The organism is Bradyrhizobium sp. BR14999 (assembly GCF_056106085.1).
On the sequence record NZ_CM148536.1, the window covers coordinates 6,562,154 to 6,575,323 of the forward strand.

Consider the following 13,170-nt stretch of genomic DNA (forward strand, 5'->3'; position numbering starts at 1 on the left):
GACGGCGAGCATCAGGTCGATCTGGATTTCAGGCGCTTCTGAAAGAATGCAAGAATCTCGTCCCGGGCTGCGAGAGTGAACTGACCCGACTCATCGACAAGATGAACTGTGACGACGCTATGAGGCGTCTTGACGAACTGCTCGAAGAACGGTGGCTTGGGCCCAGTATTCGCGGCCGTGTCAGGCAAAACGCGACCAACGAAGCGATCGCCGAGCGCGGCCTGGTAGGCGGCAAACCGTTCGGCGCGGCAAAATGAATCGCCCGCAAACCGGTAAGCAAGGACGGTCAGATCTTCGCGTTCCAGCCTTGAACGGACTTGCGCCAGTTCGTCAGCGGAGCTCTCGATGCCGGCGGGATTGTCCAACGGGAGCGACGGCTGGGACAAGACAGGAGCCAGCAGTACCGGCTCCAGCATCATGTTCAGCGCGAAGTTGCCGGTAAAGCACATGCCGATAGCGCCGACGCCCGGCCCGCCGCTCTCGCCATGGGCCAGCCTCGCGAGCGCCCGCAACCAGTTGGATACAGGGCTCGATGATCCGCCCCCGAGCGCTCGAAATTCAGCGCTGACGCACGCGCGCCGAAAAACACCGGCTGCAGTTTCCGCGTCGGGAACATCGCCATCCTTTCCGAAAAGCGACGGCATGTAGACGCGAAAGCCGGCGTCGCGCACCCAGCGAGCGAAACGCGCGACGTGCGGGCTAATGCCTGGCATCTCGGTCATGACGATGACAGCGGGTCCCTGGCCCGCAACGTAGACCGGTTTTGCCGTGCCCTCCAACGCGAGGAGCCGCTGCTCGAAATCGGATAGATCGTCAGGCTTCAGCAGCGCATCGCTCATGTTGTCCTCCGGAAAAGGTTGCGCAAACGGTATTTCCCGGGCATTCATTTCGACAAGTGTCAAAAGTGACATTATTCGGGGCTATTTTGCCATGCCGCTCATTGACGTTCTGGTCCTGGAAGGAGCTTCTGCGGCCAGTGTCGCCATCACCACCGAATTGATCGATGTGGCCAACGGCATTCGTGCAAGGGCCGGACGACTGCCCTGCTTTGACGTCAGAATTTCCGGCTCCGGGGCAAGATGGACAACGCAGCTCGCAAGGCTGCCCGCGAAGGGCGGCGCCAATAGACCCGCAGACGTGGTGATCGTGCCTGGGCTGGCCTGGACGGATGAGCAACTCGTTCGCGAAGGATTGCAGCGACGGGATGCCGAAATGGCCAGGAAGGCTCTACATGCGGCCTTTCAATCCGGAGCTGAAATCGCCAGCTCCTGCTCGGCCGTATTTCTGGTTGCGAGCGCCGGGCTGCTGGATGCCCGCCGCGCAACCACGACCTGGTGGCTCGCACCCTTGTTTCGACAGCTGTTTCCAAGGGTGACTCTCGACACGGATGCGATGGTGTTGACCGACGGGCGCCTAACAACGGCCGGTGCGGCGATGGCTCAATTGGACCTGATGCTTTCGATCATTGCCCGCCATGCAGGACCTGACCTCGCGGACAGCTGCGCGCGGTTTCTCTTGCTGGACCGGAGGCAATCGCAATCCCGCTATATGGCGCTATCCTTCCTCACCGCCGCGGACGAACGCGTTTCACGCGCGGAGCGCTGGGCACGGGCGCGACTGCATCGGACCTTTTCAATCTCCGAACTTGCAAAGGCCGCGGGACTGGGTGCGCGCACCTTTGCGCGCCGATGCGAGCGCGCCACCGGGCTTTCGCCGGTGAAATTTGTCCAGAGGTTGCGCGTCGATAAGGCAATGGACCTGCTGGAAACCACTCGGCTCAGCCTCGATGACATCGCCGAGAAGGTTGGGTACGCCGACCCCTCTACGCTTCGCAAGCTTTTGCACCGGGAGAAGACACCCGGCGCGCGTGCCGCGCGCAAGCGGCACAATGGCGCTGCGCCCTCCAGGACGCGTGGAGCCCGACGACCTGACCGACCGGCGGCGCCCAAACGCAAGCGAGCGCTGGATGTATCATGATGACCGCCGCCGTCACGCTCTGCGCTGAGAGCCCCCGTTAGCGCGGCTTGAGGAGTTCGCGCGCGACGATCAGCTTCTGAACCTCGGTCGCCCCTTCGTAGATGCGAAGCGCGCGGACTTCGCGATACAGGCTCTCGACGATCTCGCCCTTGCGCACACCGCGACCGCCGAACATCTGCACCGCGCGGTCGACTACCCGTTGGGCGGTTTCGGTGGCGGCCAGTTTTGCCATTGCCGCTTCACGCGTGGTGGGAAGCTTCTGAACGTCGCGGCGCCACGCGGCGCGATAGGTCAGCAGCGCCGCGGCATCCGTTTCAGTGGCCATGTCGCCGAGTGCGGCCTGGGTCAGCTGCAGTTCCGACAGCGTCGTCCCGAACATGCGCCGTGTCTGCGCGTGCAGTCGTGCCTCCTCCAGCGCGCGTCTGGCAAAACCCAGCGCCGCTGCGGCAACCGAGGACCGGAAGATATCGAGGGTCTGCATCGCAATCTTGAATCCGCCGCCGGACGGCCCGATGCGTCGGCTGATCGGGATGCGGCAATTGTCCAGACGCAGCGTTGCGAGCGGATGCGGCGCGATGATGTCGATGCGCTCGGCCACGCTGAAGCCGGGATCATCGGGAAACACTGCGAAGGCGGAGATGCCGCGCGCGCCAGGCGCCTCCCCGGTTCGCGCGAACAGCGTGTAGACGTCGGCGATCCCGCCATTCGAGATCCAGGTCTTCTCGCCTTCCAGAACGTAGCTGTCGCCGTCCTCGCGCGCCGTGCACGTCATGGCCGCCACATCCGAGCCCGCCGCCTGCTCCGAAAGCGCAAAGGCAGCCAGCCATTCGCCGGAACGGACTTTCGGCAGCACGGCGTTTCGCAGCTCCGCCGAGCCGGCAAGCGCGATGGCGCCGGATCCGAGGCCTTGCATTGCAAAGGCGAAATCGGCGAGACCATCGGCATAGGCCAGCGTCTCGCGCGACAGGCAGATCGAGCGGGAATCGATGCTCGCCACGTCACCGTCCGGCGCCGCAACCGCGCAGTCGAGCAGTCCCGCCGCGCCGAGCGCGCGAACGAGCTTGCGGCAGGCGCCATCGACGTCGCTGTGGTCGGCCGCCTGAAGACCACCCTGCGTGACGAAGCGGTCGAGCGCCTCGCAAATTGCGCGATGACGCGGCTCGAAGAACGGCCAGTCCAGCCAGTCGCGGGAGATCGTCTTTGCCAATGAGCTCATCTGTCGCTCCACAAGGTCGATTGCCTGCCGGACGGCCGGCATGTTCTGAGGCGTGCTTGCGATCAAATCCGCCAATGCAGCCGGCGCCCTCGAATTGTTTTAAGCATAAACTATTTCCTTCCCTGAAGACGTTGTCAAGGCGCCGGTGCACAGACGATGTTCCGGCGCTTTGCCTAGCGGCGTCGACGGGAAACACGGACCAAATCCGCCCCGGATCAGGGGACGCCCTGCTCTTCCGGTCCCTGCCTTGAATTTAGTTTTGGCACGAACTATTCTGTTGCGCATCGAATGGAATTGCATTCGCCTTCAACGCGCCATGAGGCTCAGGAGATCGATTTGGCACTCGCAAAGGAGTCCTCGCCGGCGTCCAGCAGGAATGCGGCCGATGCGGAGGCCGGGTACAGGGCTCAGACGCGGCTCTGGCTCCGGCTGCTGGCCTGCACGACCCTGATCGAGGGGGAGTTGCGGCGCCGATTTCGCGAAGAATACGACTTTACGATGCCACGCTTCGACGTTCTCGCTCAACTCGATCGGGAGCCGAGCGGATTGGTGCTGGGGGAACTGCCCAAGCGCCTGATGGTTTCGGCCGGCAACCTGACGCCGATCGTCGATCGCCTGGTCGAGGATGGATATATCACGCGGACGCCGTCAAATCTGGACCGGCGCGTGCAGATCGTCTGCATGACGGTCGAGGGCCGAAAGACCTTCAGGCGGATGGCGAAGAGTCACGGCGCCTGGCTCGCCGAATTGCTGGCCGAATTCCCGATCGACCGTCTCGACGGGCTCGTCGGCGCGCTCGACGACGTGAAGAGCGCCGTGAGGGACGCTCTGCAGCATCGCGAGCGGACGTGATGCTCAGCGCCGGACTCGAATGCCGGCGGCTTCGCGGTCCCAGGTATCCGTCGTCACACCGGCCTGTTGCAGCGCGCCCTTCTTGATCTTGCCGTTCTCCGTCAGCGGCATCTCGCTCACGATGCGGACATAGCGCGGGATTGCGAAATAGGCGATCTGCCCCTCGCAATGCCTGATGATGTCGGCGGGCTCCAGCGACTGCCCCTGCTCCAGCAAGATCGCGGCCGCAACCTCATCCTCGCCCAGTTCGGACGGCAGCGGGTAGATCGCGCACGCAGCGACCGCCGGATGGGCAAGGATGATCTGCTCGACCTCCCAGGAGGACACGTTCTCGCCGCGCCGGCGGATCGAATCCTTCATGCGATCAACGAAGCGATAATGTCCATCCGCGTCGCGGACGACGCGATCGCCGGAATGAAACCAGAGATTTCGCCACGCTTCGACCGTCTTCTCCGGCATGCCGAAATATCCGGTGGCGAACGCAAACGGCTCCTTGGCGCGCAGGACGAGTTCCCCCGCCTGTCCGTCAGGCAGCTCTGAATCGTTTTCGTCGACGATGCGGGCCTCGAAGCCTCCGGCCAGATATCCCATGGTCCCCGGACGGTCGGAGGGGATGGCGCCAGCGAACACGAAATTCGTCTCCGTCGACCCATAGCCGTCAACCAGCGGCACGCCGAACCGCTCGAGAAACGGCCGATGGATCTGCGGCGGCACGCCCCCACCCAAGGCGACGCGAACGCGATGAGCAGTATCGTCCTCCCTCCGAGGCTGGGCCAGGAGCATGGACGCCATGGCACCGAGCAGGTAACCCACGCTCGCATTGTGGGCTCGCGCGGCGGCCCAGAAGCCTGAAGCGGAAAATTTCTGCTCGAGCACGTAAGTGCATCCGTTCAATACGGCCTGATAGAATGCATTGAGCGCGTTGGTGTGGAACAACGGCAAGGTCGTGAACAACACGTCGCCCTCGCGAATGCCGAGTGCCCGCGCCGAGCAGATGCCCCACCAGAACAGCTGAGCTTGTGGACAGCACACGCCCTTGGCCGGCCCCGTGGTGCCGGAGGTGTAGAGGATGGCAACGGTATCCCCCGGCCGCACGGCACCAGCCGGCGCCATGGATGCGGGCGCGGGCAACGGCACCGCTGCGATCCGTGGCGCCTCCGCGATCTGATCGATCGTCCATACGAGCGGCGGCAGATCGGCCTCGGTGCCAACGGTCTCGAGCGCGGCCAGAAACCCGGCCTCGGCGACGAGGAGCGCAGGATGCGAGTTGCGGAAGATATGGGCGAGCTGGCGCCCCCGCAGCGCCGTGTTGATCGGCACCGTGATAGCGCCGAGCCAGGCGCAGCCGAGATAGACTTGAAGAAACTGCGGTCGGTTCGAGCACATCAACGCGACCCGGTCTCCCGGTTTGATGCCGGCCTCGATCAACGTCTGCGCCGATGCAGCCGCTATCGCCGCGGTCTGCGCATAGGTCCAGCGCGTCTGCCCAGCAACCAGCAGAACGCGATCGCCATAGCGCTCCGCCTGCCGGGCGAGGATGGTCGCGAGCACGCGGTCGCAAGGTGGAAACAGCTCGACCGCACGCGCCCAGGCCGGCGCTTCCTGCTGCCGCCCGGCGTCATCCCGCATGCAATGCTCCGTCAAATCCCGGCTCGACCAGACCCGCCCGACGTCAAGGCAGGAGCTTGTACTTCCCGTCCTCGATCTGAACGAGGACGCGCGAACGTGCATCGACGCCGTGCCGATCCGCCGGCGTGAAATTGTAGATTGCCTGCGTGCCGACGACTTCCTTGGTGGTGAACAAGGCCTGGCGCAGCGCGCTGCGGAATTCCGGCGAGCCCGGCTTGGCACCGGTTGCCAATGCGCGCTTGGCAGCGTCGACGAAGACCATCCAGCCATCGAACGAGTAGGAGGAGAACCCGTCGGTCGGCTGCTCGCCGTTCGCCTTCTCGTAAGCCGCCCGGTAGGCCAAGGCGACCTTCTGAATCGGATTGCTCGACGGAAGCTGTTCGGCCGCGATCACCGGCCCGGTGGGGCAGATGATGCCGTTGGCGGTCTTGCCGGCGAGGCGAAGGAAATCGGCGCTAATCATCCCGTTGTTGCCGTAGAGCGGCCCCTTGTATCCGCGCTCGGACAAGGCGATGGCGGGCAGCGCACCCGGCGTTCCGGTGCCGCCGAGCATGATGGCGTCGGGGCGGGCCGCAAGCGCGCGCAGCACCTGCGCAGTCACCGACGAGTCGGATCTGGCGTAGCGTTCGTTGGCAATGACCTTGATCTCCGCCGCCTTGGCGCTCTGCGACAGCGAGTCATACAGGAGATCGCCGAGCGCATCCGAAAACCCGATGAACGCGACTGTCTTCAAGCCGCGCGCCTTCATGTGATCAACGACGCCCTGGACCAGGAGCGGCATCGGCTGCGGGGTCTGCACGACCCAGGGGCCGCCCTCGCCAGCCGGAACCGATGCGATCGGAGAGACAGCGATCATCGGCACTTTCATCTCGATCGCGGCGGTCGCCATCGCCAACGTCTGCGGCGCCCCCGACGTCCCCATCAGGATGTCGACCTTCTCCTGCTCAACGAGCTTGCGCGCGTTGCGCGCCGAGGCGGTGGCATCGGAGGCGTCATCGAGCTGAATGAGGCGCACCTTCTCGCCGCCGACCTCGCCGACATACGTCTCTCCCGCGGCAATCCCCTTCGCGTTCGGAATGCCGATCGAGGATACCGGCCCGCTGAGACCGGTGACAAAGCCGACGAGGATGTCGGCTTGCACTCCTTGAGGGACAGCCAGAAGCAGCAGCGCGGAGCCGAGCAGTGATTTCATCGAGATCATGGCACCTGTCTTTCGTTTCGTGTGTATCGATGTCGGGCAGGCGCCATGCGCGCGTTTCACGTCGAGGAGACCAGCGCGATCACGCGCAGCGGACTGCCCGAACCGTTTTTGATCTTCAGCGGAGAGGCCACGATGATCGCCCCAGTGGCGGGGAGCTGATCCAGATTACACAGGCACTGCAGGCCGTAGCGGCCCGCGCCGTGGAGAAAGTGATGCGCGGGATAAGGGGGATCGAAATGTCCGGCCTGTCCTGCATCGGTGCCGATCGTCTCGGTGCCGAAACCGATAATGCCGCGCTCCTCCACCAGCCATTTCATCACGGCCGCGTTCGGGCCCGGCGTGTGAGCGCCGTCATCTCGGAGGTTGGAATAGTCGCGCCACCCCTTCTTCGACCAGTCGGTCCGCAGCAGCACCCAGTGCCGGTAAGGAATCCGTCCGTGCTGGGCCTCCCAGGCCTCGACGATCGGCACCGTGAGCACGAAGTCCGGATTCTGCGCCGCCTGCGCGGAGCAGTCGATGACGCAGGCGGGCGCGATCATATCTTTGGCCGGCATGGTATCGACCGCATTGTTGGCGAGATCCTTGCCGGTGAACCAGTGAATCGGCGCGTCGAAATGCGTGCCGGTATGCTCACCGAAGGTCACATTATTCCAGTACCAGGCCGGACCACGCGCGTCATAACGTGAAATCTCCTGGATGCGCACCGGCGCCGCCTGGCCGAATTCGGGCGGCAACACGATCACCGGAAAGTCGGGGCTGAGCGTGAAGCTCAGATCAATGACGCGCACCGCGTCCGAAGCGATCGCATCCGCCAGTTCCAGAAGAGCCCTGCCTTGCATCGTCGCGTCCTCCAGCTTGATCGAATTGGCCGTTCAGCGGTCGAGCTCGCGCTCGAGTGCTTTTGGATTGGCCGCAAGGCGCTGCCGGATCTCCTCGGCGACGTCTCCGACATACATCTCTTCAAGTCCGCCCCTGAGCCCGGCGACGACCGCCTGCGCGACGGCGCGCGGCGCCACCTTCGGTGGAGGCACGGTCTGAAACCACTCGGTGTCGACTGGCCCCGTGAAGACGTTCATCAACTTGATGCCGCCCGGCCGGAGTTCGGCGCGAAGACAATGCGAAAGCGACAGGCACGCGGCCTGCGAGGCGGAGTAAGCGCCGAAGGCGGGCCAGTTCGCCAACGCATGGACGGAGAGGATGTTGACCCAGGCGACGCTGTTGTTGATGCCGTCCGCGCCCCGCATCCGCATGACGGGCCCGAAGGCCTGCGCGAGATTGATGAAGCCGAGATAGGCCTGGTCGATCTCGTCACGTGCAATGCCGGTGCCCTTGCGGTCCAATAGGCCACCGGGCCTCACATACTCCGTCGTATTCACGAGGATGTCGACCTTGCCGCCGATGTCGGCGGCGAGATCGCCGGCTGACTTTTCATCGGCGGCGTCGAGGGTCACGAGCTCGATGCCGTCCTGCCCTCGCAACAGCTCTTCGCCGGCAAACGGCCGCCACGGCTCCGCGATGCCGACGAACACCGTCTTGGTCCCCGCGGCCTTCAACGCCAAGGCAGCTTCCCGGCCGATAGCGCTGCGGCCGTTGGTCACGAGCACGCGTCGAAACTTGGGATCGGCGGTCATTTCACGCCACTGCCTGTCATCAGCCATGTTGGGGGTCTCCCCTTCGGGTCGGGCAAAGGCCACCGCCTGACCACTCTTGTCGAGCTGGAACGACATGCGGACAGCGGCGCCTTCGATACAGTCGGCATGCAGATGCGCCACGATGGTCGGCCCGCAATCCATCTTGACGAGCCCGACGCGCCAGGGCGCCCGCTCGCGGAAATAGACGTCACTCGGCACGCGCGCCGTGGTCTCGGCAAGCAGCAAGCCGCGAGCCGGCGCGTCGACGAAAGCGAGCGCAGCCGACAGGCATGAGGGGCACGCCTCTCGCGCCGGATAGGTGAAGGTGCCGCAGCCCTGGCAGCGCTGCAGCATGAAGCGCCCTTCGGCGGCGGCGCGCGTGAAGCCGTGCGACGTCCTGCTGCGCGCGCGCGGCGGCGCGGTCGGCAGGCGCGTCCGCAGCAGCGGATTCTTGCGCCGTGGCGGTTCAATCGGATCGATCATCGCGAAGGCCCGGCAAAGATCGCGGCGCCGGAGGCAAGTCCGCGATCATAGTTGATCATACCGAAGCCCGAGGCCAGGCCGAGGCTTGCATCCCTGACCTGTGTCGGGCCCGCAACTCCCAGAACCTGCCGCAGCCCTTCGACGAGACCGAGATAGGCGCCGGCTGCTCCGGCCTGTCCGACCGAGAGTTGTCCGCCGGATGTGTTGTGCGGAAAGTCCCCGTCGATGGTGAGATCGTGCTGGCGCACGAACTCGGCTCCCTCGCCCTTCCCGCAGAAGCCGAGATCCTCGAACTGCATCATCGAGATGACGGGATAATCGTCGTAGGTCTGGACGATGTCCAGATCGTCGGGCCTGACGCCGGCCATCGCATAGAGCTCACTGACATCCATCGCCCAACCGCCACGAACCTGCATCGGATCGTCGGCGAAGGCATTGTGCCGCTCGATCGTCGACAGCAGCCTTGCCGCCGGCAGCCGCAGCGAGGCGGCCGTATCCTCCCGCATCACGAGGAAGGCCTCGGCGCCGGCGCAAGGCATCACGCAGTCGAACAGATGGATGGGATCGGAGATGGGGCGCGCCGCCAAATACTGCTCGATCGACAATGGCGTCTTCATCAGCGCGTGCGGATTGCGCAAGGCGTTGGCGCGTTGGGCGACCGCGATCCTGCCGACGTCCTCACGCGTGACTCCGAAACTCCGCATGTAGTTGCGCGCAATGAGACCGAAGCTCGAATTCGCGCCGCCCGCACCGTAAGGATAGACCGCGTCCTGATTGAAGCGTGAGAAATTCTCGAGCGTCAAGCGGAAGGAATCGACGTGGTTGGTATCGCCGGCAATGCACGCCACGATGTCGGCATCGCGCGCCTGAACCGCGCGCGCCGCCTTTCGCAGCGCGGCGATGGCGCTGGCGCCACCGAGCGGAATCGTATCCAACCATCGCACGCAGAGCCCGAAATGCTGGGTCAGGCCGATACCGCTGTCCGTACCCATGGTGAAACTGGAGACGCACAGACCATCGATATCGGCGACCTTGATGCCGGACTCGACGACGAGCGAGCGCAAGGCGCGACCTATCCACCACTGCGCGCTTTCGATGGAGTAGCGCACATAGGGTATCGTGACGGGAGCTACCATCACGATGCCGTCATAGGATACGCGCAGCGAATTCGTCACCGGCCGCCTGTCCTGTCCATCCGCCTCAGACCACCGTCAGCTTCACATCGATATTGCCGCGCGTCGCGTTCGAATAGGGGCAGCGTTCGTGGGCACCGGCAACAATGCCTTCCGCCACTGTCGTCTCGACACCGGGCAGCCTGACCTTCAGTTCGACGGCGAGCGCATAACCGACGGGCACGGGCCCCATCACAACCTTCGCGGTCACCGAAGGCTCCGCGACCGGCACGACCTTCCTGGTGCGCGCCACGAGCTTGACCGCTCCAAGAAAGCACGCGGCATAGCCGGCCGCAAAGAGCTGCTCCGGATTCGTGCCCTCGCCTCCGGGGCCACCCAGCGATTGCGGCAGCGACAGCGACACCGATAGCGATCCGTCGGAGCTCGCTGCCTTGCCGTCGCGGCCCCCCGTGGCCGTGACTTCGGTTTCGTATAGGATCTTCTCAGGCGTCATCATGTCGTCTTCTCCAAACGCTGCAACGGGCCCTAGCGTCGGTTGCGCGCGAGCATCGCGCGGAAATCGTCACGAGCAAGCACGCTGGCGCGCTTGAAGCTCGGCCCGCGGCTCGGCTCGGTACCATTGAGGCGCCTGAGCTGCACCCACATCTCGGCGCTCTTCAGCGCCACCGCGGCGCAGTTGACCACCGGAGCATGCCCAACCTTGAGACCATGCTCCCGGCCGATCAGCAGGCCCGGCAGCACGCCGGCGGGAATCACGACATCGGCACCGCGCTCGACGAGCGGCAGCGCGCAGGCGACGAAATCCTCAATCATGCGCCGGTGCGCGGCTTGATCGCCCGCGAAGGCATCTGCGAAATCCTCGGGCTTGCAGTCCAGGCCCGTCACGTGAACGACGCGATCGCCAAGGCCATAACGCTCGGCCTGCTCGTAGTGCCAGACCTCGAAGACGGTATCGAGCGTAACGAGGCCGAGCCGCCGACCAAGCTGCGAGGCGGCAAGCAGCGTCGCCTCACCGGTCCCGATCACGGGAATATCGAGCGTCGCGCGAAGCTCGTACAGACCGGGATCCTGGAAGTGACCCATGACGAATGCATCGAAGCCTTGCTCCTCCGCCGCGATACCATTGTCGATCGCCTGCACGGCGCAGCGCAGTTCAGCAAGACGTCCGAACTCCCGGTCCGGCGGCGAAATTCCCTCGACATGGACCGTCGTGCCCGGCGCAGCGATGTTGTTGAGATACTCGGACAGCAGCGCCATGTACGGCGCGTTCAGGCTCGCATCAACGAAGCTCTGCCAGAAGATGCGCATCGTCCTTCTCCTCGAACGGGTATGGGAGGATCGGTCGCGGGACTGTCGACGCGAATATTTCAACCATAAACTAATTGGCGCGTCAAATGTGTGCGGCGCATCGAAGATTATGGTCCGAGGCGCCACGGCCGCCGCGCCCATTTCGCGCGAACAGGAAGCGCGAGTTTTGGCTGCCGGTGCCGGAATTGTATGCAACAGCATTTTTTTGAAGACAGCCGCCCCATGCTGTTGACGCCTCCTCGGAATATACTTTAGGCTTTAAGTAATACTTCGCCGGCCGGCTCTGGCGGCGGGACAATGAGTTGCAGGGCACCGTTCTTGAGAGACTCGATTGTGTGGACAGTCTTCGAACTTGAACGACGCGCGACAGAGCGCGGCTGCGCTAACCTGCAGCGGCAAGCCCGGGCATGATTGCGCTGCCCGCAAGGCAAGGTCTTTTCAGTCGCGCCGACATTCGGCGCTGCAGCATCGCTTTCGATCCATTCGTTCGAAGTTCGGGCTCAGGCCCGGCAGCATCCAGTCACTCACATTCCCATCGAAGCAGGAGAAGGCAATGCGCAAGACCGTGAGCTTACTTGCACTTGTGGCTGGAATCGTCGTCGCACCGGCCGCGCAGGCCGACATCACCATCGGCTTTGTCACCTCGCTGAGTGGCAACGGCTCCTCGATCGGGATCCCCTACGGGCGCGGCATCAACGCGGCCTACGAATACAGGAAGTCGGTCAATGGCGAGACCATTCGCCTGATCCAGCTCGACGACGGCTCCGATCCGTCGGCTGCGACGCGCAACGCCCGCAAGCTGGTGGAAGAAGAGAAGGTGGACCTGCTGATCGGCACCGCAACCGCGCCATCGACGATCGCCATGGCGGCAGTGGCGAGCGAATTGAAGGTGCCGATGATCGCGGTCTCGCCGATCGTCAAGCTGCCCGATACGCCGGAGCAGTGGGTGGTCTCGGTACCGCAGCCGGCTTCGCTGCTCGTCAAGATCATCGCCGATCGCATGAAGCGCGATGGCAAGAAGAATATCGGCTATATCGGCTTCTCGGATGCATGGGGCGACCTCGTCTACAACGGCGCCAAGGCGGCCGAGGCGACCGACGACCTCAAGATCCAGACCAACGAGCGCTATGCCCGCACCGACACTTCGGTCACCGCGCAGATCCTCAAGGTGATGGCCGCACGGCCCGACGCCGTGCTGATCGGAGGCTCCGGCACGCAAGGTGCGCTCCCCCTTCTCAGCCTTGCCGAGCGCGGCTTCAAGGGCAACACCTACGGCACGGTGGCGCTGGTCAATCCGGACTTCGTCAACGTGGGCGGCAAGGCGGCGGACGGAATTCAAGTCTCGGCCGGGCCCGTGATCGTCGCCGAACAGCTGCCCGACGAGCACTTCGCCAAGAAGATCGCGCTGGATTTTCGCAGCGTCTACCAGAAGACCCACAACATTCCGACCACGGACGGTTTCTCGGCCTATTCCTTCGACGCCTGGCTGATCTTCGCCAACGCGGCCGAGCGGGCGCTCAAGACCGCGAAACCCGGCACGGCCGAATTCCGCGCTGCCCTGCGCGATGCGATCCTCAGCACCAAGGAGCTTCCGGGCGTGCATGCCGTCTACAACTTCAAGCCGGGCGCTGTGACTGGTGTCGACGAGCGCTCCCTCGTCGTCGTTCGCCTCACCGGCGGCGCCTGGAAGTACGCGCCGTAAAGAAAGACCAAGGGGCGGCAATCAGAAGGGGGATAGCG

The 13,170-nt window shown here is 64.4% G+C and carries 12 protein-coding genes; 3 read left to right on the forward strand and 9 right to left on the reverse strand.

Translation table 11 applies throughout. From position 1 onward, the window contains the following. Positions 1-11: 11 nt before the first annotated feature. Positions 12-839: a dienelactone hydrolase family protein gene (locus tag ACR9YP_RS30795; RefSeq protein ID WP_438109509.1), complete on the reverse strand. Its 828-nt coding sequence runs from the start codon at positions 837-839 to the stop codon at positions 12-14. Here ACR9YP_RS30795 and ACR9YP_RS30800 point away from each other — a divergent pair. Next, entirely contained in the window at positions 838-1,977 is a 1,140-nt protein-coding gene (locus tag ACR9YP_RS30800) for a GlxA family transcriptional regulator (protein ID WP_438109510.1), read from the forward strand. The two genes, ACR9YP_RS30795 and ACR9YP_RS30800, sit on opposite strands and share 2 nt — an antisense overlap. Before the next feature lie 37 nt (positions 1,978-2,014). On the opposite strand, the gene ACR9YP_RS30805 is transcribed toward ACR9YP_RS30800, so the two are convergent. Then, complete coding sequence (locus ACR9YP_RS30805; protein ID WP_438109511.1) at positions 2,015-3,193, reverse strand: acyl-CoA dehydrogenase family protein; 1,179 nt, start codon at positions 3,191-3,193, stop codon at positions 2,015-2,017. 336 nt (positions 3,194-3,529) lie between these two features. Here ACR9YP_RS30805 and ACR9YP_RS30810 point away from each other — a divergent pair, with 336 nt between their 5' ends. Beyond that, entirely contained in the window at positions 3,530-4,045 is a 516-nt protein-coding gene (locus ACR9YP_RS30810) for a MarR family winged helix-turn-helix transcriptional regulator (protein ID WP_474217785.1), read from the forward strand. Between the two features lie 3 nt (positions 4,046-4,048). Here the strand turns inward: ACR9YP_RS30810 and ACR9YP_RS30815 are convergent, their stop codons facing one another. Genes ACR9YP_RS30815 through ACR9YP_RS30845 form a run of 7 tightly spaced genes read right to left on the reverse strand, consistent with a single transcriptional unit; the run spans position 4,049 to position 11,430 of the window. Then, entirely contained in the window at positions 4,049-5,674 is a 1,626-nt protein-coding gene (locus ACR9YP_RS30815) for an ATP-dependent acyl-CoA ligase (protein WP_474217786.1), read from the reverse strand. A gap of 43 nt (positions 5,675-5,717) precedes the next feature. Next, the gene (locus tag ACR9YP_RS30820; protein WP_474217787.1) at positions 5,718-6,875 is read right to left on the reverse strand and encodes an ABC transporter substrate-binding protein; all 1,158 of its coding nucleotides are present in this window, start codon (positions 6,873-6,875) and stop codon (positions 5,718-5,720) included. Between the two features lie 56 nt (positions 6,876-6,931). Then, positions 6,932-7,714, reverse strand: a complete 783-nt coding sequence (locus ACR9YP_RS30825; protein ID WP_438109513.1) for a cyclase family protein — start codon at positions 7,712-7,714, stop codon at positions 6,932-6,934. A 33-nt stretch (positions 7,715-7,747) separates the two neighbouring features. Beyond that, entirely contained in the window at positions 7,748-8,989 is a 1,242-nt protein-coding gene (locus ACR9YP_RS30830; protein WP_438109514.1) for an SDR family NAD(P)-dependent oxidoreductase, read from the reverse strand. After that, positions 8,986-10,164, reverse strand: a complete 1,179-nt coding sequence (locus ACR9YP_RS30835; protein WP_474217788.1) for a thiolase family protein — start codon at positions 10,162-10,164, stop codon at positions 8,986-8,988. Before ACR9YP_RS30835 ends, ACR9YP_RS30830 begins: the two co-directional genes overlap by 4 nt. A gap of 25 nt (positions 10,165-10,189) precedes the next feature. Beyond that, the gene (locus ACR9YP_RS30840) at positions 10,190-10,618 is read right to left on the reverse strand and encodes an organic hydroperoxide resistance protein (RefSeq protein ID WP_438109516.1); all 429 of its coding nucleotides are present in this window, start codon (positions 10,616-10,618) and stop codon (positions 10,190-10,192) included. Positions 10,619-10,647: 29 nt separating this feature from the next. Then, on the reverse strand, positions 10,648-11,430 hold the full coding sequence (locus tag ACR9YP_RS30845) for an aspartate/glutamate racemase family protein (protein ID WP_438109517.1): 783 nt from the start codon (positions 11,428-11,430) through the stop codon (positions 10,648-10,650). Between the two features lie 553 nt (positions 11,431-11,983). Here ACR9YP_RS30845 and ACR9YP_RS30850 point away from each other — a divergent pair. Further along, complete coding sequence (locus tag ACR9YP_RS30850) at positions 11,984-13,132, forward strand: ABC transporter substrate-binding protein (protein WP_438109518.1); 1,149 nt, start codon at positions 11,984-11,986, stop codon at positions 13,130-13,132. Positions 13,133-13,170: the final 38 nt, after the last annotated feature.

Excerpts from the sequence above, each read along its gene's own strand:
- ACR9YP_RS30805 (WP_438109511.1), bottom strand. The coding sequence starts at position 3,193 with ATGAGCTCATTGGCAAAGACGATCTCCCGCGACTGGCTGGACTGGCCG.
- ACR9YP_RS30825 (WP_438109513.1), bottom strand. The coding sequence starts at position 7,714 with ATGCAAGGCAGGGCTCTTCTGGAACTGGCGGATGCGATCGCTTCGGAC.
- ACR9YP_RS30820 (WP_474217787.1), bottom strand. The coding sequence starts at position 6,875 with ATGATCTCGATGAAATCACTGCTCGGCTCCGCGCTGCTGCTTCTGGCT.
- ACR9YP_RS30850 (WP_438109518.1), top strand. The coding sequence starts at position 11,984 with ATGCGCAAGACCGTGAGCTTACTTGCACTTGTGGCTGGAATCGTCGTC.
- ACR9YP_RS30800 (WP_438109510.1), top strand. The coding sequence starts at position 838 with ATGTTGTCCTCCGGAAAAGGTTGCGCAAACGGTATTTCCCGGGCATTC.
- ACR9YP_RS30845 (WP_438109517.1), bottom strand. The coding sequence starts at position 11,430 with ATGCGCATCTTCTGGCAGAGCTTCGTTGATGCGAGCCTGAACGCGCCG.
- ACR9YP_RS30830 (WP_438109514.1), bottom strand. The coding sequence starts at position 8,989 with ATGATCGATCCGATTGAACCGCCACGGCGCAAGAATCCGCTGCTGCGG.
- ACR9YP_RS30840 (WP_438109516.1), bottom strand. The coding sequence starts at position 10,618 with ATGATGACGCCTGAGAAGATCCTATACGAAACCGAAGTCACGGCCACG.
- ACR9YP_RS30815 (WP_474217786.1), bottom strand. The coding sequence starts at position 5,674 with ATGCGGGATGACGCCGGGCGGCAGCAGGAAGCGCCGGCCTGGGCGCGT.
- ACR9YP_RS30795 (WP_438109509.1), bottom strand. The coding sequence starts at position 839 with ATGAGCGATGCGCTGCTGAAGCCTGACGATCTATCCGATTTCGAGCAG.